This is a genomic window from Bowmanella yangjiangensis (assembly GCF_018531185.1).
GTDB classification, from domain to species: Bacteria; Pseudomonadota; Gammaproteobacteria; order Enterobacterales; family Alteromonadaceae; genus Bowmanella; species Bowmanella yangjiangensis.
This window is the reverse complement of record NZ_JAHDJU010000002.1, coordinates 238096-258591: the sequence shown is the minus strand read 5'-3', so window position 1 is coordinate 258591 and position 20496 is coordinate 238096. Positions and strand designations below refer to the sequence as shown.

At 49.2% G+C, this 20496-nt stretch carries 20 protein-coding genes; 11 read left to right on the top strand and 9 right to left on the bottom strand.

The genetic code is table 11. The annotated features are described in order from the left end of the window. Positions 1 to 88: 88 nt before the first annotated feature. Positions 89 to 1273 carry a methyltransferase gene (locus KJY73_RS10670; protein ID WP_214343727.1) on the top strand — a complete coding sequence of 395 codons (1185 nt, stop codon included), beginning with the start codon at positions 89 to 91 and terminating at the stop codon, positions 1271 to 1273. On the opposite strand, the gene KJY73_RS10665 is transcribed toward KJY73_RS10670, so the two are convergent. Further along, on the bottom strand, positions 1263 to 2003 hold the full coding sequence (locus KJY73_RS10665; protein WP_214343725.1) for a substrate-binding periplasmic protein: 741 nt from the start codon (positions 2001 to 2003) through the stop codon (positions 1263 to 1265). The genes KJY73_RS10670 and KJY73_RS10665 overlap by 11 nt on opposite strands. Positions 2004 to 2141: 138 nt before the next feature. On the opposite strand from KJY73_RS10665, the gene prmA reads away from it, so the two are divergent. From prmA to purD, 5 genes are all read left to right on the top strand, one after another. After that, on the top strand, positions 2142 to 3017 hold the full coding sequence (gene prmA, locus KJY73_RS10660) for a 50S ribosomal protein L11 methyltransferase (RefSeq protein WP_214343724.1): 876 nt from the start codon (positions 2142 to 2144) through the stop codon (positions 3015 to 3017). Positions 3018 to 3243: 226 nt separating this feature from the next. After that, positions 3244 to 4248 (top strand): tRNA dihydrouridine synthase DusB, encoded by a 1005-nt coding sequence (dusB, locus tag KJY73_RS10655; RefSeq protein WP_214344602.1) that lies wholly within the window; start codon positions 3244 to 3246, stop codon positions 4246 to 4248. 21 nt (positions 4249 to 4269) lie between these two features. Beyond that, a complete protein-coding gene (fis, locus tag KJY73_RS10650; protein ID WP_102794436.1) occupies positions 4270 to 4563 on the top strand; it encodes a DNA-binding transcriptional regulator Fis in 294 nt (97 codons plus the stop codon). A gap of 122 nt (positions 4564 to 4685) precedes the next feature. Continuing rightward, positions 4686 to 6275, top strand: a complete 1590-nt coding sequence (gene purH / locus KJY73_RS10645) for a bifunctional phosphoribosylaminoimidazolecarboxamide formyltransferase/IMP cyclohydrolase (protein WP_214343722.1) — start codon at positions 4686 to 4688, stop codon at positions 6273 to 6275. Positions 6276 to 6350: 75 nt separating this feature from the next. Next, the gene (gene purD, locus KJY73_RS10640; protein WP_214343720.1) at positions 6351 to 7640 is read left to right on the top strand and encodes a phosphoribosylamine--glycine ligase; all 1290 of its coding nucleotides are present in this window, start codon (positions 6351 to 6353) and stop codon (positions 7638 to 7640) included. 25 nt (positions 7641 to 7665) lie between these two features. Here purD and KJY73_RS10635 read toward each other — a convergent pair whose 3' ends face one another. The 4 genes from KJY73_RS10635 to KJY73_RS10620 are packed head-to-tail and all read right to left on the bottom strand — an operon-like array spanning position 7666 to position 10870. Then, entirely contained in the window at positions 7666 to 8910 is a 1245-nt protein-coding gene (locus KJY73_RS10635) for an ATP-binding protein (RefSeq protein ID WP_214343718.1), read from the bottom strand. 38 nt (positions 8911 to 8948) lie between these two features. Beyond that, positions 8949 to 9644, bottom strand: a complete 696-nt coding sequence (locus KJY73_RS10630; protein ID WP_214343716.1) for a response regulator — start codon at positions 9642 to 9644, stop codon at positions 8949 to 8951. Further along, on the bottom strand, positions 9644 to 10018 hold the full coding sequence (locus KJY73_RS10625) for a DUF3019 domain-containing protein (protein ID WP_214343714.1): 375 nt from the start codon (positions 10016 to 10018) through the stop codon (positions 9644 to 9646). Before KJY73_RS10625 ends, KJY73_RS10630 begins: the two co-directional genes overlap by 1 nt. A 12-nt stretch (positions 10019 to 10030) precedes the next feature. Beyond that, positions 10031 to 10870, bottom strand: coding sequence for a MipA/OmpV family protein (locus KJY73_RS10620; protein ID WP_214343712.1), 840 nt, complete (start codon positions 10868 to 10870; stop codon positions 10031 to 10033). Between the two features lie 566 nt (positions 10871 to 11436). Between KJY73_RS10620 and KJY73_RS10615 the strand changes: the two genes are divergently transcribed. After that, the gene (locus KJY73_RS10615) at positions 11437 to 11970 is read left to right on the top strand and encodes a DUF3016 domain-containing protein (RefSeq protein WP_214343710.1); all 534 of its coding nucleotides are present in this window, start codon (positions 11437 to 11439) and stop codon (positions 11968 to 11970) included. 31 nt (positions 11971 to 12001) lie between these two features. On the opposite strand, the gene KJY73_RS10610 is transcribed toward KJY73_RS10615, so the two are convergent. Both KJY73_RS10610 and KJY73_RS10605 read right to left on the bottom strand, forming a co-directional pair. Continuing rightward, positions 12002 to 12337 carry a hypothetical protein gene (locus KJY73_RS10610; RefSeq protein WP_214343708.1) on the bottom strand — a complete coding sequence of 112 codons (336 nt, stop codon included), beginning with the start codon at positions 12335 to 12337 and terminating at the stop codon, positions 12002 to 12004. A 112-nt stretch (positions 12338 to 12449) separates the two neighbouring features. After that, a complete protein-coding gene (locus KJY73_RS10605) occupies positions 12450 to 12764 on the bottom strand; it encodes a hypothetical protein (protein ID WP_214343705.1) in 315 nt (104 codons plus the stop codon). 112 nt (positions 12765 to 12876) lie between these two features. On the opposite strand from KJY73_RS10605, the gene KJY73_RS10600 reads away from it, so the two are divergent. Next, positions 12877 to 13068 (top strand): hypothetical protein, encoded by a 192-nt coding sequence (locus KJY73_RS10600; RefSeq protein ID WP_206595436.1) that lies wholly within the window; start codon positions 12877 to 12879, stop codon positions 13066 to 13068. Between the two features lie 33 nt (positions 13069 to 13101). Here the strand turns inward: KJY73_RS10600 and epmB are convergent, their stop codons facing one another. After that, complete coding sequence (gene epmB, locus KJY73_RS10595) at positions 13102 to 14127, bottom strand: EF-P beta-lysylation protein EpmB (protein WP_214343703.1); 1026 nt, start codon at positions 14125 to 14127, stop codon at positions 13102 to 13104. A gap of 31 nt (positions 14128 to 14158) precedes the next feature. Here epmB and efp point away from each other — a divergent pair, with 31 nt between their 5' ends. From efp to rep, 3 genes are all read left to right on the top strand, one after another. Further along, on the top strand, positions 14159 to 14728 hold the full coding sequence (efp, locus tag KJY73_RS10590) for an elongation factor P (RefSeq protein ID WP_206595438.1): 570 nt from the start codon (positions 14159 to 14161) through the stop codon (positions 14726 to 14728). A 64-nt stretch (positions 14729 to 14792) separates the two neighbouring features. Next, positions 14793 to 15773, top strand: coding sequence for an elongation factor P--(R)-beta-lysine ligase (gene epmA / locus KJY73_RS10585; RefSeq protein ID WP_214343701.1), 981 nt, complete (start codon positions 14793 to 14795; stop codon positions 15771 to 15773). Between the two features lie 2 nt (positions 15774 to 15775). Further along, a complete protein-coding gene (rep, locus tag KJY73_RS10580) occupies positions 15776 to 17788 on the top strand; it encodes a DNA helicase Rep (RefSeq protein ID WP_214343700.1) in 2013 nt (670 codons plus the stop codon). On the opposite strand, the gene KJY73_RS10575 is transcribed toward rep, so the two are convergent. Further along, positions 17778 to 20396 (bottom strand): sensor domain-containing phosphodiesterase, encoded by a 2619-nt coding sequence (locus KJY73_RS10575; RefSeq protein WP_214343698.1) that lies wholly within the window; start codon positions 20394 to 20396, stop codon positions 17778 to 17780. The genes rep and KJY73_RS10575 overlap by 11 nt on opposite strands. Positions 20397 to 20496 lie beyond the last annotated feature (100 nt).

Below are 20496 nucleotides of genomic sequence, written 5' to 3'. Positions count from 1 at the left end.
GGTGTCTCTACAAAGGCGCCTTGGCGCCTTTTTTATTGGCCCCTCACCCGACAACGGATAAAATTGCTTTTTTAGCTAATGCTTCAACATGCTGACCACGCAATTTCAACAGCTAGACAATTACCTTGGGCATTTCCGCCAACTATGGCAATTTACGCCCTTTGTGCAAGATGATTACCCGTGGCGTACAAGCTATCCGTCTCTGGCAGACTGGCTGGATGAACAGCCTGAACAATCCATCCTGTTGTGGCAAGCGCAACCCGATCAGCTAATTAACACTTTTTCTGCATATATACCGGGGCTGCGTTTAGCTGATGATTTAGTACCCGTTCCCCATCAGCAGCATGTGTCCAATGCACCATTTTGGCTGAAGGCTGGCATTAAAGGGCGTAAATGGCAGCAAATAAGTGCTTTTTCGGGTCTTATCACCGCCAAGTCTCAACCCATTGTAGAATGGTGTGCAGGCAAAGGACACCTTGGCAGATTGCTAGCCTGGCAGGATGGCTGTGAAGTCCTGTCATTAGAATGGCAAAGCGAACTTTGCCAACAAGGGCAAGTCATTGCAGAGAAGTTGGAGCTAAGACAGCAATTTCACTGTCTGGATGTACTCAAGCAAAGTAGCGGTCACTATCTGCAGCGAGCCCAGCAGGTGGTGGCCCTGCATGCCTGTGGACAATTGCATATGACCATGCTTGAGCAAGCGGTAGAAAACAAGGTACAGGAAATACGCTTATGTCCTTGCTGTTACCAGCTCATTCCTCAATCTGAATATCACCCGCTAAGCCAGTTAGCTCAAAAAAGCGAGCTGAGGCTATCGCGTCAGGATCTACGTTTGGCAGTACAAGAAACCGTTACCGCTCATCAAAGAGAGCGTGACAAACGTCAGGTGGAAAGGCGCTATCGGCAAATTTTTGATATTTGGCAACGCCGACACCTGGGTCAGAATCAATATCTGAGTATTCCTTCGGCGCCCGACTCACTGTTTCGCCAACCCCCTCTGGCTTTTTGCCGATGGGCGGCACGGCAGAAGGGACTCGCGTTTGATGGACATCAACAGTTGCCTGAGCTTACTCAGATGGCAGAAAACCGACTAAGGCAAGTTGATAGAATGGAGTTGATACAGCATATGTTTCGCCGTCATCTTGAGCTTTGGCTGGTTTTGGACCGTTGTTTATATCTGCAGGAAAACGGCTACGAAACATCCATCAGCACCTTTTGCGCGCGCGAGGTTACGCCAAGAAACCTGGCTATTAGAGCATCGCTTAAGGCGTAACATATTGCGGTTGCCAGATATCGTAAACCTCAATCAAGTAAGAGTACTTTTCGGATCTGCGAAACTCGTCTAAAGCCTGGTCAAATTCACTTAGCAGTGCTTTGTCTTTAAACCCCACACGGTAATCCGTAGGTGGAAATAACCAATGAATATCAACCAATTCCATAGCATCATCGCTGAGCTTACGGGCTATATGTCTAAATATATTGATATCGAGCACAATGATATCAACTCGCCCTTCCATTAACATTTTTACCTGCTTACTTTGATCGGGCAATTCCGTATATAGCTTGCTACTAGCAACTTTATCCGCAAAATCCTGCCCAAGCACGATGCCAGCATTTTGAAAGGCAACCACGCTATAGTCCCGCATATCACCTATGCGCTGTAAGTTAACGCGACTCACTTTAAGACTAACGGCCACATTGCGGTAAGTGACATACACCTGACTGAGTTTATCTTTGGCGACCGGCAAACGCTCCGTCATATTCAATACCAAATCAACCTGTCCATGTGTGAGCATACTGGCCGAACGGCCAAAAGGTACATAAACAGGGTTAACTTTGTGGCCCAGCTTACCGACTACCGCGCGAACTAAATCCAGCTCAAATCCCTTATCCTGATCGGCAATCACATAAGGGGGTTTAGTCCAGCCAACCGCCATCACCAGGGATTCACCCTGTGCCATAAAGCTTAATAACAAGCATCCCAGAATCAATGTCCTACGCATGCCTATCCTCCCTCTTTTGTGTTTATTCCACTTCAACAGGGTAAGACAGGATCCTTTGGTGATCCAGCTTCCTCCCTTTATACTTCAACGCACTTATAATTGACGCCGACTCCAGCGTCACCGAATGACGAGAGCACCATGGCCTGGATCCAACTTCGTATTAATACTGACGCCCGAGCAGCAGAGCCGCTTGGCGAACTTTTGTCTGATTGGGGCGCCCAGGCGGTAACTTTTGTCGATGCCAAAGACACTCCATGGTATGAGCCTAAGCCTGGCGAAGTACAGTTGTGGCCAGATACCCAGGTAGTCGGATTGTTTGATGCAGAGGATGAACTCACACCATTACTGCTGGAATTAAAAAGCCAATTGCCGGCGAATACGCTGATTAAGCTCGATCCACTGGAAGATAAAGACTGGGAACGGGAATGGATGGACAATTTCCACCCTATGCAATTTGGCACCCGCCTGTGGATTTGTCCTAGCTGGCGGGACGTGCCGGATGAGACGGCCGTAAACGTCATGCTGGATCCCGGCTTGGCCTTCGGCACCGGCACTCACCCCACCACGGCATTATGTTTACGCTGGCTCGATAGCCTGCCATTGGATGAAAGCCTGGTGGTGGATTTCGGTTGCGGCTCAGGCATTCTGGGTATTGCCGCATTAAAGTTGGGAGCCAAACGAGTAGTCGGCATAGATATTGACCCCCAGGCCATTCAAGCCAGCCAGGATAACGCCAACCGTAATCAGGTGGGTGAACAGATAGAACTGTATTTGCCGTCAAATCAGCCGGAACTCAAAGCGGATGTGGTAGTCGCAAATATACTCGCCGGTCCGCTGCGAGATTTGCGAGAGGTGATTACGGCTTATTGCCGTCCAGGTGGCAAACTGGCTTTGTCAGGGATCCTCAAAGAGCAGGCAGAAGATATCCGTCAGCTTTACAGCAGGGATTTTCATATGGATGAGGTGGCCGTTGAGGGAGATTGGGCCAGAGTCAGCGGAACCCGTCACCAATAACTTGCACCAAGATAGTGCAAAGCGAATATTGTCCAACCAGTCAGGAGGGGTGCTCGCCAGCGCCCGTCCCGCTTGATACAAGCGGCATAACAGGTTTTTGCCTGTCAAGTCACAAATGGCAAAAAAACTGACATTTTGTTTAATTTCTAGCCTTTTCATCATGGCAAAAAAACCGTAAACTTAGCGCCCTTTTGGACAGGGTGGATATTTTTTGCACAGCGGTGTTATGCAGATTGGTCCTTACAAACTAGAGAATAATCTGATTCTGGCACCTATGGCTGGTGTAACTGACCGTCCCTTCAGGCAATTATGCAAACGCATGGGTGCAGGTTTGGTGGTGTCAGAAATGTTGTTGTCCAACCCCGACGTATGGAAATCAGACAAGTCCAAACACCGCATGAATCATGACGGTGAATCTGGTGTCAGATCTGTGCAGATTGCAGGGTCAGATCCAGAGTTAATGGCTGCGACTGCTATCCATAATGTCGAAACCGGCGCCCAGATCATTGATATCAATATGGGATGTCCGGCCAAAAAGGTGAATAAAAAAATGGCGGGCTCAGCCCTGCTGCAGTATCCGGACCTGGTTCGAGATATTGTGAGCGCGGTTGTCAAAGCAGTAGACGTCCCCGTGACGTTGAAAATCCGCACAGGATGGGACACGGACAACCGTAATGGCGTGGAGATCGCCAAAATCGCCGCAGGTGAAGGTATTCAATCTCTCGCCGTACATGGCAGGACCAGAGCCTGTATGTATAGAGGAGAAGCAGAGTACGACACCATCAGGGCCATCAAACAGGCAGTGCATATTCCGGTAGTAGCGAACGGGGATATCACCAGCCCGGAAAAAGCCAGCCAAGTGCTGACAATGACCGGTGCCGACGCCGTGATGATTGGTCGAGGAGCTCAGGGGCGTCCCTGGATCTTCAGAGAAATTGCGCATTATCTGAAAACAGGTGAGCTGTTAACGCCACCTCCGTTAGCTGAAGTTAGGCAGGTGATGCTCGAACATGTCAGCAACGTACACCAATTTTATGGTGAGTTTTCAGGCGCTCGTATCGCCCGCAAGCATGTGGGTTGGTATTTGGCGGAACATGACCTGGATCGTCGGTTTCGCGGTAACTTTAATGGCATTGAAGATGCGCAAGCGCAACTTGAAGCATTAAATCAGTATTTTGAACAGTTGATGGAATCGGAGTCTACCTCCGTTTCTGTCGCCGAGTATCATTAACCTAAGAGCAAAGATAGTATTATGTTCGATCAAAACGTAACTTCTCCTTTTACCACTACGGTAACGACTCCTTCTCAAACTCAGGCTCAGAAGCCACTGCGCGACTCCGTCAAGCAAGCCGTCAACAAATACTTGAAACAGCTGGACAACACTAACATCGAGAACCTGTATGAACTGGTTCTGGCCGAAGTTGAAGCGCCGCTACTGGAAGAAATCATGACCTTCACCCGTGGCAACCAAACCCGCGCTGCCATCATGATGGGTATCAACCGTGGTACACTGCGCAAGAAACTGAAGCAGTACGGTATGAACTAAGGCCTGCTGGCCACCACTGAAAAGAGCACCTGATGGTGCTCTTTTCATTAATTCGGCCTGCATCTACACTGTGCCAGGCCAATTTCATGTTCTTCTATTCTTCATCCCAAGAGGACTTCTTGATGGAAAATGCAAAACCCATCCGTCGCGCCCTGTTAAGCGTGTCAGACAAAACCGGTATCGTTGAATTCGCCCAGGCCCTGGCGGCCATGGATATCGAACTGCTATCAACCGGTGGCACCGCTAAACTGCTGGCAAATGCAGGTCTGACAGTCACCGAAGTGTCAGACTACACTGGGCACCCTGAAATTATGGATGGTCGGGTTAAGACACTGCATCCAAAAGTACACGGCGGTATCCTTGGACGTCGCGGTCTGGATGAAGGCGTAATGGAACAACATGATATCAAGCCTATTGATATGGTGGTGGTTAACCTCTACCCCTTTGCCAATACAGTGGCCAATGATGATTGCACACTGGAAGATGCTATCGAAAATATCGATATCGGCGGGCCGACTATGGTGCGTGCCGCCGCGAAAAACCACAACGACGTGGCCATCATTGTTAATGCCCATGACTATGCCCGTGTGTTGGAAGAAATGCAGCAGAACAGCGGCAGCCTGACCCAGGCTACCCGTTTCGATCTGGCCATTGCGGCCTTTGAACATACTGCCCAGTACGACGGCATGATTGCCAATTATTTCGGCGCTATGGTGCCTTCTCACGGTGAAGCGTCCAGCGAAGGCTCGCCCTTCCCACGCACGCTGAACCTGCAATTTATCAAGCAACAGGATCTGCGCTATGGCGAAAACAGCCATCAGTCTGCTGCGTTCTATGTAGAAGCTGATGTGCAGGAAGCCTCTGTTGCCACCGCTCGCCAGTTACAAGGTAAAGAACTGTCGTACAACAACATCGCCGATACCGATGCGGCATTGGAATGTGTGAAAGAATTCGACGAGCCGGCCTGCGTTATCGTTAAACATGCCAATCCTTGTGGTGTGGCACTGGGTAACGATATCCTGGAAGCTTATAACCGCGCTTATCAAACCGATCCTACCTCCGCCTTTGGCGGCATCATTGCCTTTAACCAGGAGCTGGACGGTAAAACCGCTCAGGCCATTATTGATCGTCAGTTTGTGGAAGTGATCATCGCCCCAAGCGTATCGGCTGAGGCGGCTGAAATTGTCAGCGCCAAACAGAATGTACGTTTGCTTGAGTGTGGTGACTGGCATGGCCAGTTAACGGAAGAGTTTGACCTAAAACGGGTTAATGGTGGCTTGTTGGTACAAGACCGCGACTTCGGCATGGTGGATCTGGAAGACCTTAAAGTCGTTTCCAAGCGTCAGCCCAGCGAGCAGGAATTGAAAGACCTGCTGTTTGCCTGGAAAGTGGCCAAGTACGTTAAGTCTAATGCCATCGTCTACACCAAAGACAGCATGACTATTGGTGTGGGTGCAGGCCAGATGAGCCGTGTGTATTCTGCCAAAATCGCCGGTATCAAAGCCGCCGATGAGAACCTCGAAGTAGCGGGTTCCGTCATGGCATCCGACGCCTTCTTCCCGTTCCGTGATGGTATCGACGCGGCCGCAGCTGCTGGCATTAAAGCGGTGATTCAACCCGGTGGTTCCATGCGCGACGAAGAAGTGATTGCCGCAGCCGACGAGCATGGTATGACCATGGTATTTACTGGCATGCGTCACTTCCGCCACTAATAGATTTTCAGGCACAATGCAGGACCGGATAGCTTAGCTTGCAGCTAACAAACCTGTCCTGCAAGGGAGAACAGAATGAAAGTATTGATTATCGGCGGCGGTGGCCGTGAACATGCGTTGGCCTGGAAGGCAGCCCAATCTGAACAGGTAAGCCAGGTGTTTATCGCACCAGGTAATGCCGGTACCGAGCTCGAAGCGGGTATACAGAATGTGGCCATAGGTGCAGAAAACATTGGCGGTTTGCTGGCTTTTGCTCAGCAGGAAAAAATCGACTTGACCATTGTTGGCCCGGAAGCGCCGCTGGTGTTGGGTGTAGTGGACAAGTTCCAGGCTGCTGGCCTGCGCATCTTTGGTCCGAGCCAGGCTGCAGCACAACTGGAAGGCTCCAAAGCCTTCACCAAGGATTTTCTGGCTCGTCACAATATTCCGACTGCGGCCTACCAAACCTTTACCGAAATTGCCCCGGCCATTGAGTATGTCAAACAGCAGGGTGCACCTATTGTGGTGAAAGCCGACGGTCTGGCAGCCGGAAAAGGCGTAATTGTCGCCATGACAGAACAGGAAGCCGAAGACGCCATTCGCGATATGTTGGCCGGTAACGCCTTTGGTGACGCCGGAAGCCGTGTCGTCATTGAAGAGTTTCTCGACGGCGAAGAAGCCAGCTTTATTGTTATGGTTGACGGTAAGAATGTACTGTCCTTTGCCACCAGCCAAGACCATAAACGGGTTGGCGATGGTGACCAGGGACCTAACACGGGCGGTATGGGTGCCTACTCCCCAGCGCCGGTCGTGACAGCAGAAATTCACCAGCGCATCCTGGATCAAGTGATTTACCCCACAGTGCAAGGCATGGCTTCCGAGGGTAATCCCTATGTTGGCTTCCTGTATGCTGGATTAATGATCACCGCTGAAGGGACCCCCAAGGTGATTGAATATAACTGTCGTTTTGGCGATCCAGAGACTCAGCCCATTATGCTGCGTTTGCAATCTGATCTGGTTGGCCTGTGTGAAGCCGCATTGGATAGCAAATTGGATAGCACTGAAATTGCTTTCGACAACCGCGCTGCGGTAGGTGTGGTGCTTGCAGCCAAAGGCTATCCCAACGATTATCCTAAAGGCGACGTGATCAGCGGTCTTGGCAAAGGCGAAAGCGCCAGCGCTAAGGTATTCCATGCCGGCACCAAGATACAGGATGGCCAAGTTGTTACTAACGGTGGTCGGGTGCTTTGTGCAACAGCACTAGGAGAAACGGTCAGCGAAGCACAACAAAACGCCTACAAGCTGGTTGAGGAAATCAGTTGGAATGGCATGTTCTGCCGCAAAGATATTGCTTGGCGCGCCATCGCCAGAGAGCAAGGCAAGTAATGCAGCAACGCAGAAAAAAGGCCTGTTACGGGCCTTTTTTATTGGGTTTGGGATAACAGAGTATAAAACGCGCGCCGCCTAGAGGAGAGTCCTCAACATAGCAACTCCCTGCATGCCACTGCTGAATACGACGTACAATAGCCAATCCTAATCCAGCGCCACCTCGCTTCCGGTCACGGCTACTGTCGGGCCTGAAGAAGGGCTCAAAAATTCGCTGCCGATCCGCTGCGCTGACCCCAAAGCCATCATCATCAATGAGAATACATACCTGATATTCGCTTTCTTCAATGCTGACCTGGATCTTGCTTTTTGCGTAGCGCATGGCATTTTGCAGGATATTTTGTAGGGCTCTTTGGACAAAGTGACCATCCGCTAAAAGCTCGCATTCTTTTAACTCCAGTGCCAGTTCAATATTCGGCGGGCAATTGATTTGCATGCGCCGGGCTACGCCTTCGATAAGCTCTGCCAAGGGCAGTAACGAATAGTCCATTTCTGGGGCCATGCTCTCCATGCTGGCGTAATCGAGCATTTCCTGCACCAAACGTTCCAGCTCTTCCACATCCCGGCTCATGGCTTGCCAGGGAGCAGTTCCCGGCGGAGGTTCAACCGCCAGGGCAAACTTCAGCCGCGACAAAGGAGTACGAAATTCATGGGCTACCGCGCCGGTCAGCTCACGCTGGTTCTGTAGAAGCTGCTTAATTTGGTCACTAAGTTGGTTAAATGACTGCACAATACTGGATAAGGCTGAGGCCGAACCTACCGAAAGCTCGGGTAATGACCCATCCTGACGTAATGAGTTGGAGGCATCTTTTAGACGTGATAGGTCCCGCCACAAAGGCCATATCCAAAGGGACAATAAAATCCCAAGCAGGCCAAAGAACAAGCCACTATACAACCAGACATTCAGTTTGGTGTGGCTATCCGGGTGATAGACCTGCAGCAACTCGCCCCGGTTATTTAACACATAAAGTTGCTGACCTGCCTGCTCATCGTACAACACAATGGGCAAGCCTTGCCTGAGTTGCTCGGCCATATCAGTTGGCCAGGCGATACTGTCCATATCCAACGGCTCAGCGGTCAAACCAAATGATTGGAGGTGGCTTTTAAGTTGTGCAGGTTCATGCTGGTGCTCGGCGATATAAGCAGCCGTTGCAGCTACCCAGGGATCCAACTGGTCATCGGTTTCGAGAAATGCTTTATCCAGAATCGCGGCTAATCCAACCAGCGAAAGCACAATAAACAGGTAGAGGCTGACAAAGAGTCTGCCCATTTACTCAACCCGGCACCGCGAAGCGGACTTGGCACATATCAATCCCAGGCATCGGCGACGAAAAAGAATCCTTTGCCCCAGATGGTCTTAATTCGTTGCGGGTTTTGCTGATTATCTTGTAGCTTCTTGCGCAGCCTGGATATACGCACGTCTGCTGAACGGTCCAAGCCATCATATTCGCGGCCAATTAAGTCACGATAGATTTTTTCCCGGTCAACCAACTGAGATGCGTTGTCGGCCAACATCCACAGCAGATCAAATTCATGACTGGTCAGCGGTATCTGTTCACCAGCTAACAACACCTGACGAGACGCGCTGTCGATGCTCAGACTACCGAACTTCAGTTTGCTGGACTGCTGCTGACTGACAACAGGCTTCACCCGGCGCAGCAGGGCATGTATTCTGGCTAACAGGACTCGAGGTTCAACAGGTTTGATGACATAGTCATCGGCGCCCAACTCCAAGCCCAATACCTGGTCGTAGTTTGTGTCCCTGGCCGTTAAAAACAGGATGGGACCACTAAATGAATTCCGCAGAGTGCGACACAGCATAAAACCATCTTCGCCAGGTAGCATGACATCCAGCAAGATGATATCAGGCTGCTGTTTGCGCACTTCCTGCAACAAGCCGGAACCATCTGCAAACTGAACTACGTCCAATTGCTGGTTGCGCAAAAAGTCGGCCGTCAGTTGACTGAGCCTTTCATCATCTTCTACCAGAAAAACCTTTGCCATTAGAACAGACTCCAGGGTTTACGCACCCGCTGGCGAAAAGCATTTTGTGCTTTCACTTCCAGCGTCTCGGTCAAAATATCTTGATCATCGTGTCTCATGCTCAGTGTGGCAGTTTCGCTGTAACTGAGAGACAGTTGTACATGCTTGGTTGGAACTTGCCAGCATTGCAATTGTTGGTTGCTAAAAAATAAACATGCATCAGGAGGCAAGTCCCCAAGAATCTCAATACTTAATTGCAGGTGGCAAGCGTCACCTATTTCCTCAACAATGCAGACATTCGGCTTGATTCGCCAACCTAGATCGTCTGCTGCAGAAGCAAAGGGCAACACCAAAAGACTCAGCAGCACGGAGGCAAACATCACCAGGAGCTTCAAGCTTGTTTCCACTTAAAATTGGTATGCCACACCGACAAAAAGTCCTCGAATGTTGCGGTCTTCCAATAACGGGCTGCCCGTCATCCCCTTGTGCAGTTTGGTCCAACTCATGCTTCCGAGCAACAGCCAGTTTTCTGCAAGAGGCCTAGCTAGCTGTAAAGCAAGGGAAGGATACCAACCTGATCGACCTTCATAATAAAGGAAGGTATCCACACCATCACGACCATCCAGCCCATAATAGTAATCAACCAACTTAGCGCTTTTCCAGATAAGTCCCGGCGTGATACTCCAGCGCCAACTCCCTAGGTTAGTTGAGAAACTATAATTGAGTTCCACTTGTTGGCCGTTGTGTACGCCGCTCACATCTGTTGCCACACTGGCTGCTAGTTCGCCATTGTCATGGCGCCAATGCATACGAACGCCACCATTAACAGACCAATGCCGAGTTGCGACTTCATCTTTTGAAACAGTGCGCTTAACTTCTGCGGCGGGGCCAATAAAGCCAGAACTCATCGACAGGTTGGTGAGCAAATTGGCAGGATGCCAAAATGTAAAATTTGCGGCTTCTTTATTAATATTTACGAAGCCTTCCAAGGCCCAATCAGCATCATTTTTTAACTGATAGCCTAATTCATCATTATCGAGATAGAAGTGTTCACCATACCAGGCGATATCGGGCAGGATGACAAGGGGAATGTTATCACCATCCACCAAGGGATTAGTTCTCACCCCAGCACCAATGGCCACACCAATCTGCCACTGGTTTGTGTCAACGCAGTCTTGTTCGCAGGCAATAGCGTTTTGGCCGAGCACCAGGCCCGCCAATAAGATACTTATCAAAAAACGCAACATGCTACTACTGCCCCTAAAATACTGACTGGATAGATTAGCAAAGCCTTAATCCGGACTCACTCAGCAATTACAATTTCTCACAAATACTGCCAATTTCGATCTGATTCAGTTCTACGCTGACGTTAGCATGACGTGTCGGTTTGTGGAAAGGAAGCCCGCGGTTACCGACATAGTGCAAGAGCAGGTTAAGCAATCAAACCTGTGTTGTGGTTGGCCGGTACTCCCGGCCTTTTTTATGTTCAGGATTAACAGTATGCCATGGATTCATGGATGAATAGGAATGGCGATGTTCAGAATGAACGACAAAAATATTATTCACTAGACAGCGTTTGCCAAAATCCCTCTATCCGACTGCCCACAAAGATCTCACTACCGCATACCTATCCACTCGTGGAATTACTGCCACAGCGTTACCATCACTACTCAGACAGTATCTATATTGGTTCCAGCGAAGTTTTATAAATCCTTTAGCTATAATGCACTTATCTTTTTTTGGTTCAGCCAAAATTCAGTTGAAGCATGTAGACTGTCTCATATAACCCCTATGTTTATGCAGAGGTCAGAGTATGAAAAATGTTACCCGTTCCTTAATGATGGCAGCCGTGTTGCTTGGTGTAAGTGGCGTATCCTGGGCTAAGGCTGACGTTGAGATTACTTGGCAGGAGCCTGAACGCTATACAGATGTTCACCCCGCTAACGAATCCAGGGTTAAATTCAGGGAACGCACCTTTGCTGATATACAAAAGTACATGGAAAAGCTGGCGGAAAAATTGCCGGATGGGCATAAACTGCAGATGAATGTCACTAACGTAGACTTGGCCGGGCAGGTATGGCCGGGCAGCTTTGTTGGTTTAAATAGCCCCTCAGATGTGCGTCTTATCAAGCGTATCGACATTCCTCGCATGAAATTTGATTACAAACTGCTGGATGCCAATGGCCAGCAACTGAAAGGCGAAGAAGTTGACCTGAAAGACATGAGTTTTCAGGACAGGGTAAACCCTTTATTTAACAGCGAATCGCTGCGCTACGAAAAGAATATGCTGAGGGATTGGTTTAACGAAACCTTTGCAGAATTTTTACCGAAAAAAGACGATAAGTAGCAAAAAGCCAGGGTCATCCCTGGCTTTTTACTTAGAGCATTTTCTCAATGGAGCGATATAGCTCAGTCGCTTTATCCGTGCTGAGATTATTGCTTTGCGCAGCTGGGCCAACGCTACTAGACACTCTCACATACTCGTTGCTGGATTGCTGTTCCGGATCTTTCTTCTCGGGCTCGCGAACTTGACGACTGGCTTGCTGAGTTTGCAGGTTTTGTTCGGTCTGCTGCAAAATCTTTGCCTGCGCAGACAACTCCACCTGGGGCTTTGCACCTATTCCGAACGCAACAGATGCTTCGCCAGTCTCGGCTTTTACCGGCTGTTGGCGAAATGTCGAATTTAACGATGTGTTGGTTGCCACAACTTCCATCACAACCTCCCCCTCTAGCTACCTCAAGGTTAAGTACCCTCTCAACGCTAAGTATGCACCAAGCAGGTCAAAAAACAACCTAGCAAGGCATCAGGGGAAATTGCTTTGATCGTTAACCTTTCAGGCTTTCCTTCAAGCCAGACAGCGTGTTAAAAAGCTGCTCCATTTTTCTTACCACCACAGCCAGCTCAGATTCAAACGAGGTGCTACCGGCTGCAGCTTCCAGCGCCACAATGTCTTTTGCCAATTCTTCCACATAGGGGCCGAATCTTTTGCTTTGCACTTTGAAACCAGCATCATCAGCAAAGATCTGTTGAAACTTACCTTGCCCTTGCTGATGCAACTTTGCCAATGTCTGATCTGCGTCCAAAGCCCGCCGATACAAGATCTGCATGTTGTCTTTCAGTTTGTCTAAGATGGATTGCATGAAAAAAATCGCTGTTTTGGTTAAAGATACCCTAACGCTGGCCGATAAGGTGTCGAAGGTGGGCAATTCTGCCTACTTTTAAATTCACTCTCAAGCTGTAAGAGGAACAGGTATGGAACTACAAGGTGCTTCAACCTCTGGAATGTCCGACGTGTCGGCAGAACTTCGCTCTGCAAAACTTGCTAAAAGTCAGCAAGAACAAGAGGGCAAGGCCGCACTTCAGTTGCTGGATTCAGCATCTGACGTACCCAAAGCTTCTTCGGCAAATCCGTCGTTGGGATCGTCTATCGATACCTACGCCTGATTGGCAGCCCGATTTCGGCCAGGCTCGCCTGCGCTAGGGTTGAAGATGTAAGTCAATGGGCGTCTTGCCGGGTTGGTTACCAATCTCTCGAACGAGTTTGGGCACCAGATAGCCCGGCAGGCGCTTTATCACACCCGCCATAATGTCTCGCGCTTGAGACTCAGCCAAATCAAAATGTGCCGCTCCCTGCACCTTATCCAACACATGCAGATAATAGGGCATAATACCCGCCGCAAAAACGCTTTCGCTTAGCTCTACTTGAGCCTGCACACTATCGTTCACACCTTTTAGCAACACCGCTTGGTTTAACAGTGTCACCCCGGCATCGCGCAGCGGCTTTACAGCCCGCTCTAGCTCGTCATCCATCTCGTTGGCGTGATTAATATGTAACACCATCACTGGCTGCAGACGCGTGCCCGTGAACCAATCCAATAGCTCGCGAGTAATCCGACTCGGAATAACTACTGGCAGTCGGGTATGAATTCGCAATCTGCGCACATGCGGAATCGCGGCGATTTCACTACTTAACCAAGCGAGAAAGTCGTCCTTAGCCATTAATGGATCGCCGCCAGAATAAATCACCTCGTCAATCTGCTGATCTGCGCGAATATACTCCAGCGCTTGCTGCCAACCGGCTTTGGAAGGTGAGTTGTCCGCATAGGGGAAGTGCCGTCTGAAACAATAACGGCAGTTAACGGCACAGCCACCACGAATGATCATCAACACCCGGCTTTGGTATTTGTGCAGTAAACCTGGTACGGCACTTTGCTGCTCGTCGAGAGGATCCTCACTGTAACCGCTAACAGCAGTAAGTTCTTGTTCCAGAGTCATGACCTGACGTAACAGTGGGTCATTCACATCCCCTTTGCGCATCCGTCGCACAAAAGGTCTGGGCACCATCAAGGGAAATAGTTTTCTGGCAGCAAAACCTGCCTGGAAAGGCTCGGTTGGCAGGTCCAGCACTTCAAGCAATTTGCTGGGATCACGATAGGCTTGAGCCAATTCTTTTTGCCAGGAAGTCTCTACAGCGGTGAGAATTTTAGGTATCATCTGCGCCAAGAAAGTGCTCACAAAACGTAACGAGGAAAAGATGGCATTTTACAGCACAAACGAATTCAAAGCTGGACTAAAAATCATGCTCGACGGTGAGCCTTGTAACGTCCTCGAGAACGAGTATGTAAAACCAGGAAAAGGCCAAGCCTTTAACCGGGTTAAAATCCGTAAGCTGATTTCTGGCAAAGTGCTAGAAAAGACGTTTAAATCCGGCGACACCGTTGAAGGTGCTGACGTTATGGATATCAGCCTGGCTTACCTGTACACAGATGGTGAGTTCTGGCATTTCATGAACAACGACACCTTCGAACAAATCGCCGCAGACAAAGCGGCCGTTGGTGACAACCTGAAGTGGTTGGTGGAAAACGATCCTTGCACTATCACCTTGTGGAATGGTTCACCTATTACTGTTACTCCTCCTAACTTTGTTGAACTGCAAATTACTGAAACCGACCCAGGTCTAAAAGGCGATACAGCCGGCACCGGCGGTAAGCCAGCTACGTGCAGCACAGGGGCAGTAGTACGTGTTCCTTTATTTATACAAACCGGCGAAGTAATCAAAGTCGATACCCGTAGCGGTGAGTACGTTTCCCGGGCTCAGAAGTAAGCAAAAAGTACTATCCTAAAGCCCACATTGCGTGGGCTTTTTTATTCATCACGAGCATATACCCATGACGTCCCATTCCGTTCACTGGCAACCTACCGCCGACATTGAAGTCTTGCAAAAGCGCGCATCAATGATGCGTACAATCCGCGATTTTTTCGCCAAGCGAGATGTATGGGAAGTCGAAACGCCCAATTTATCCAGCGCCACAGTAACAGATGAACATCTACAGGGCTTTAGCACCGTGTTTGTTGGCCCAGGCGCAGCCGCGGGGCGCACCTTATACCTGCAAACCTCACCAGAATATGCCATGAAGCGGCTACTCGCCGCCGGCAGCGGTGCCATCTACCAAATATGCAAAGCTTACCGCAACGAGGAAGCTGGGCGTCGGCATAACCCCGAATTTACTATGCTGGAATGGTATAGACCCGGTTTTGATCATTTTGCCCTGATGCAGGAGCTGGATGAACTAATACAGAGTCTTTGTCATACGCAACCGGCCGATAGAATCAGCTATCAGCAGGCCTGCCTTGAACATCTGCAACTGGACCCTTTGAGCAGCAACTTGGAAGAACTTCGCGAAGCGGCAAATAAGCTTGGACATGGCGACCTGGCTGCCAATGAAAGCGACCGGGATGTATTACTGCAACTGCTGTTTTGCGATGGAGTTGAGCCCCATATCGGGCAAGTCCGTCCCTGTTTTGTGTATGATTTTCCGGCCAGCCAGGCGTCGCTGGCGAAACTTAATCCCGATGACCGGCGTGTTGCACAGCGCTTCGAGCTGTATTTTCGTAATCTGGAATTGGCTAACGGTTTTCACGAACTGGATAATGCAGAAGAGCAGTTAGCTAGATTTGAACAAGATAATCTAAAACGCCGTCAGCAGGGCAAAGCCGAAAAGCCCATAGATCCCTATTTGTTGGGTGCGCTGGAAGCAGGTTTACCTCCCTGTGCCGGAGTGGCTGTGGGGTTGGATCGTGTATTTATGTTGGCACTGAATAAATCTCAAATCCGTGATGTCCTCAGCTTTGATATAGGAAATGCCTGAGCATGAAACTGAATGAAGCCCAGGATCAGGCAGTCAGGTATATCTCTGGCCCCTGCTTGGTATTAGCCGGTGCAGGCAGTGGCAAAACCCGGGTAATCACTAACAAGATTGCCTATCTGGTGCGTGAATGTGATGTGCCAGCCAGAGGCATTGCCGCCGTTACTTTTACCAATAAAGCGGCCCGTGAAATGAAGGAGCGGGTTGCACAGACACTCGGTAAACAGGAAGCCCGAGGGCTAAAAGTTTCTACCTTCCATACTCTGGGCCTGAACATTATCAAATCCGAGGTCAAGGCGCTTGGTCTGAAAGCCGGCTTCTCGCTTTTTGATGACAAGGACAGCTTGGCCTTGCTCAAAGATCTGACCCAGGACGAATGGGATGGTGATAAGGAACAATTAGTCTTATTACAAAGCTGCATCTCCAACTGGAAGAACGACTTGCTGTTACCTGAACAGTTGCAACGTGCCGCCACTTCACCTGGTGAAAAGGAATTTGCCCAGTATTATCTGCGTTATCAGCAACACCTAAAGGCATACAACGCGCTGGATTTCGACGATCTGATTCTGATGCCGACCTTATTACTTAAGCAGAATGAAAGCGTACGACAGAAGTGGCAGAACAAAATTCGCTATCTGTTGGTGGACGAGTATCAGGACACCAACACCAGTCAGTACGAACTGGTAAAACTGCTGGTGGGCGAGCGAGCCCGCTTTACTGTGGTTGGGGATGATGATCAATCTATCTACTCGTGGCGAGGCGCCAAACCGCAAAACCTGGTATTGCTGCAAACGGACTTCCCCAAATTGCGGGTGATCAAACTTGAGCAAAACTATCGTTCATCTGGCCGTATACTGCATAACGCCAACATTCTGATTCAAAACAACCCTCACGTATTCGAGAAGAAGCTATTTTCTGAGTTGGGCTATGGCGAGCCTCTGAAAATATTACAAGCCAAGAACGAAGAGCACGAAGCCGAGCGGGTTGTTGCAGAGTTGATGGCGCATAAGTTTATGAACGGCACAGAGTTTAAAGACTATGCAATCTTGTATCGTGGTAATCATCAATCCCGATTATTTGAGAAGACCCTAACCACCAACCGCATCCCTTATAAGATCAGTGGTGGTACCTCCTTCTTTGCCAAGGCGGAAATCAAAGACATCATGGCGTATCTGCGCTTGTTGGTGAATCAGGATGACGACAACGCCTTGTTACGTGTAATAAACGTGCCGCCACGAGGCATTGGTCGCGCCACCTTAGAGAAGCTGGGCAACTTTGCCAATGAACTGCACGAATCGTTATTTAGTGCCACATGCCATGCCCAGCTACACAACGTGCTCTCCGGCAAGGCGCTGATTGCCGTACAAAATTTTAGCCGGTGGTTGGTTGAGCTGTCGGATCAAGCATCAAGAAGCGATGCCGGACAAGCAATCCGCGACATGATTAAGAGCATGCACTACGAAGAGTACCTGTACGAGTCCAGCGCCAGCCCCAAAGCAGCAGAATGGGCCATGAGCAATATCAGTACTCTGTTTGGCTGGGTGACCAATATGCTGGAAGGGAATGAACTCGATCCTCCCATGACGCTGCAGGAAGTGGTTAACCGGTTAATTCTCAGAGACATGATGGAACGAGGCGAAGACAGTGAAAACGCCGATCAGGTGCAATTGATGACCCTGCATGCATCCAAGGGCCTGGAATTTCCTTATGTGTTTATGGTTGGTATGGAAGAGGGGTTGTTGCCCCATCAAAGCAGCATTGATGAAGACAATATCGAGGAAGAGCGCCGTCTGGCCTATGTGGGTATTACCCGCGCCCAGCGGGAGCTGTTTTTCACCCTGGCCAAAGAACGTCGACAATATGGTGAAGTAATCAATCCTGAGCCCAGCCGATTTTTGTACGAGTTGCCACAGGACGACCTGATTTGGGAGCACAAAAAAGAGAAAGACAGTGCCGAAGTCAGACAGAAAAAGGGGGAAATTGGCATCGCCAATCTACGCAATATGCTTAAGCGCTGATTTCCCGGGAGGGCAGGCTGGTTAACTGATCCATACGCAGTGAATTGACCACAAAGCTGCCCTGACCATATTGGCAGCCTATTTCTCTTAGTGCGTCATATTGCGCTTGGTTCTCAATTCCTTCTGCAATTAATTTAAAACCCAGATGCTCGGCAATACTGATAACAGATTGAATCATTTTAAGATTCTTTTCCGAGCGAGGCAGTGACTTCACAAATCTGTGGTCAATTTTGACGTAATCAAAAGGATAGGAATACAAGTAGGCCAGTGACGCCAAACCACTGCCGAAGTTATCCAGCACCAGAGTGACGCCAGCTTTTTTAAGCTTTTTCAATGCCGGCAAAATATGCGAGGAACGTTTGTTTAAATCATTCTCGTCGAATTCTAAAACGAGCTGGCTGGGTGAAATACCTGCCGCCTCGACCTGTTCCAGCATTTGATTGACCAGTTTACTTTGCAGTAAATGGTTAATGCTCAAGTTCAGGGCAATATGGGCTGAGTGACCGGCTTCCTTTTGCATTTGCTTCAAGCAACTACAGGCCCGCTCTAACATAAAATTATCCATTTCTATGGTCAGGCCGCTATGTTCTGCTACCTGCCAAAACTGTTCACGCTTAACTTTGCCCAAAGTGGGGTGCTGCCAACGGACATAGCACTCAAGATATACCCATTCCTGAGTATCCAGGTTCACAGCTGGCTGACAGTAGCATTCGAACAAGCCTTCTTTGAGCATATGGCGGAATTCACTTTCCAGTTCTAACTCTTCCAGCAGGCGTTCTCGCATACTGCTGTCAAAACTCATAAAACGACCGCGGCCCAACGCTTTTGCCTGATACATGGCTGCATCTGCATCACGAATCACTTCTTCGGCTTTCTTGTACCAGTTCTGGATAAAGGCAATGCCGATACTGGCGCCGGAATACATTTCCTTGTCATCTAAAATGAATGGCTTAGCTAACAATTCAATAATGCGCGAAGCGACCTCTTCCGCGTCCTCTTCATGCTCCAGACTGTCGAGCAGGATGACAAATTCATCTCCCCCCAAGCGCGCCAGCAAATCATGGCCACGGATGCACTGACTGAGGCGTTTGGACACTTCAATCAAGAACATATCCCCGGCATGATGACCGATGGTGTCGTTGATAAGTTTAAATCTGTCCAAATCGATAAATAACACAGCAAAGTTATGTTCTGGATGACGTTTCTTATTGGCAACTGCCAGCTCCAGGCGGTTGGTAAACATAACCCGGTTGGGTAGATCGGTTAACGCATCGTGGTGCGCATCGTGGATCAGCTTCAGCTCTATTTCTTTACGCTCTTCAATCTGCTTCTTCAAATGCTGATTGGTTTTATATAGCTCGTCGGTTCGTTCCTTGACCTTCTCAGCCAATTGCTGATTGATGGCCTGCATGGCATCGGCCACGCGTTTACGCTCCATGGCCACCGCAATATGGTGAGAAACAAATCTCAGCAGCTCGAGATCCTTGAGTGTGTAACCCTTACTCTTTTCATAGGTCTGTACGGCAATAACACCGGAAATCTCACCATCCACCACCAGTGGAGAGCCAAGCCAGCTGGTTTCTCTTTCCTGCATCCGCTCACTGATATCTTTATCCAACTGCCCTTGCTCAGACAACAGAATGGACCGCTCGGCATTAATCAGCTCAGCCTGACCGGTAGCCAGAACAAATTCAGTGAGGCCTCTCCCTAACGGGCGGGGAGCAATAGTCTGATCCAACTCATCACTGAAATAGGGAAAATTCAGAATACTTTTGGCGCGATCCCAAATAGCAATGTAGCAGTTCGGCGCACTCAGCAACCTGGCCAGAATGTCATGCAAGTTCGAATAAAAGTCCTGCATGTCGCCTTCCACATTGGCGGACAGCTCGGAAATCTCAAACAAAGCCTGTTGCAGGGATTCAATCTTCTGCCGTTCCTGAATTTCATCCTGCAACTCTTCGTTCATGTGGCGCAACTGGCGGGTGCGCTCACGAATGGTTTTCTCCGTCAGCTCACGATTTTTAACCCGATCCAGAGCATTGACTATATGCTGCGAGACAAAGGCCAGTAATTCTCTGTCTCGCTCCTCGTAACGAATAGAATCGTCATAGCTTTGCACCACCATAGCACCGATAGTTTGCGAGCCGCGGCGCAGTGGTACCCCAATCCAATCTACCGGCATAGTGCCAATACCCTTCGCACCAGTTGCCTTAATTTGCTCCTGCAGGTTTTCCTTGGTGAGATATAAAGGGTTGCCAGTTGTCAGTATGTAACCGGTAAAGCCATGCTTTATTTCTGAAAAGGGTACTTCCCGCTCTAGGGATTCATCAAACTCATCGACCACATATATAAATTCAACCAGATCTGACGAAGAATGGTGAAGCGCGACAAAAAAGTTCGACGCATTCATCAGGCCGCTGACAATATTGTGGATAGCAGGATAAAGACGAGAGAGTTCGCTGACTGAATTGGCAAGCTCAGAAATATCAAACAGGGCCTTTTGCAAAGCTTCTGCCTGTTTATATTTTTCAGTCAATTGCTGAAGTTCGGGCACCAGAGCGCGTAGCTCTTCAATGCTCATCAATTCAGCGAGTTTTTCAGGTGCCATGTTGCCTTTGTTATGCGAATTGCTTGTAGATTTTATAGTTAATTAGCCGCTAACCGGCCAAAAATAGCGCAATTCAAACAAAAAGACCACCAAAAAGGTG

What these genes read in the sequence shown, in the direction of transcription:
- KJY73_RS10670 (WP_214343727.1), top strand. Translation starts at nt 89, where the DNA reads ATGCTGACCACGCAATTTCAACAGCTAGACAATTACCTTGGGCATTTC.
- KJY73_RS10665 (WP_214343725.1), bottom strand. Translation starts at nt 2,003, where the DNA reads ATGCGTAGGACATTGATTCTGGGATGCTTGTTATTAAGCTTTATGGCA.
- prmA (WP_214343724.1), top strand. Translation starts at nt 2,142, where the DNA reads ATGGCCTGGATCCAACTTCGTATTAATACTGACGCCCGAGCAGCAGAG.
- dusB (WP_214344602.1), top strand. Translation starts at nt 3,244, where the DNA reads ATGCAGATTGGTCCTTACAAACTAGAGAATAATCTGATTCTGGCACCT.
- fis (WP_102794436.1), top strand. Translation starts at nt 4,270, where the DNA reads ATGTTCGATCAAAACGTAACTTCTCCTTTTACCACTACGGTAACGACT.
- purH (WP_214343722.1), top strand. Translation starts at nt 4,686, where the DNA reads ATGGAAAATGCAAAACCCATCCGTCGCGCCCTGTTAAGCGTGTCAGAC.
- purD (WP_214343720.1), top strand. Translation starts at nt 6,351, where the DNA reads ATGAAAGTATTGATTATCGGCGGCGGTGGCCGTGAACATGCGTTGGCC.
- KJY73_RS10635 (WP_214343718.1), bottom strand. Translation starts at nt 8,910, where the DNA reads ATGGGCAGACTCTTTGTCAGCCTCTACCTGTTTATTGTGCTTTCGCTG.
- KJY73_RS10630 (WP_214343716.1), bottom strand. Translation starts at nt 9,644, where the DNA reads ATGGCAAAGGTTTTTCTGGTAGAAGATGATGAAAGGCTCAGTCAACTG.
- KJY73_RS10620 (WP_214343712.1), bottom strand. Translation starts at nt 10,870, where the DNA reads ATGTTGCGTTTTTTGATAAGTATCTTATTGGCGGGCCTGGTGCTCGGC.
- KJY73_RS10615 (WP_214343710.1), top strand. Translation starts at nt 11,437, where the DNA reads ATGAAAAATGTTACCCGTTCCTTAATGATGGCAGCCGTGTTGCTTGGT.
- KJY73_RS10610 (WP_214343708.1), bottom strand. Translation starts at nt 12,337, where the DNA reads ATGGAAGTTGTGGCAACCAACACATCGTTAAATTCGACATTTCGCCAA.
- KJY73_RS10605 (WP_214343705.1), bottom strand. Translation starts at nt 12,764, where the DNA reads ATGCAATCCATCTTAGACAAACTGAAAGACAACATGCAGATCTTGTAT.
- KJY73_RS10600 (WP_206595436.1), top strand. Translation starts at nt 12,877, where the DNA reads ATGGAACTACAAGGTGCTTCAACCTCTGGAATGTCCGACGTGTCGGCA.
- efp (WP_206595438.1), top strand. Translation starts at nt 14,159, where the DNA reads ATGGCATTTTACAGCACAAACGAATTCAAAGCTGGACTAAAAATCATG.
- epmA (WP_214343701.1), top strand. Translation starts at nt 14,793, where the DNA reads ATGACGTCCCATTCCGTTCACTGGCAACCTACCGCCGACATTGAAGTC.
- rep (WP_214343700.1), top strand. Translation starts at nt 15,776, where the DNA reads ATGAAACTGAATGAAGCCCAGGATCAGGCAGTCAGGTATATCTCTGGC.
- KJY73_RS10575 (WP_214343698.1), bottom strand. Translation starts at nt 20,396, where the DNA reads ATGGCACCTGAAAAACTCGCTGAATTGATGAGCATTGAAGAGCTACGC.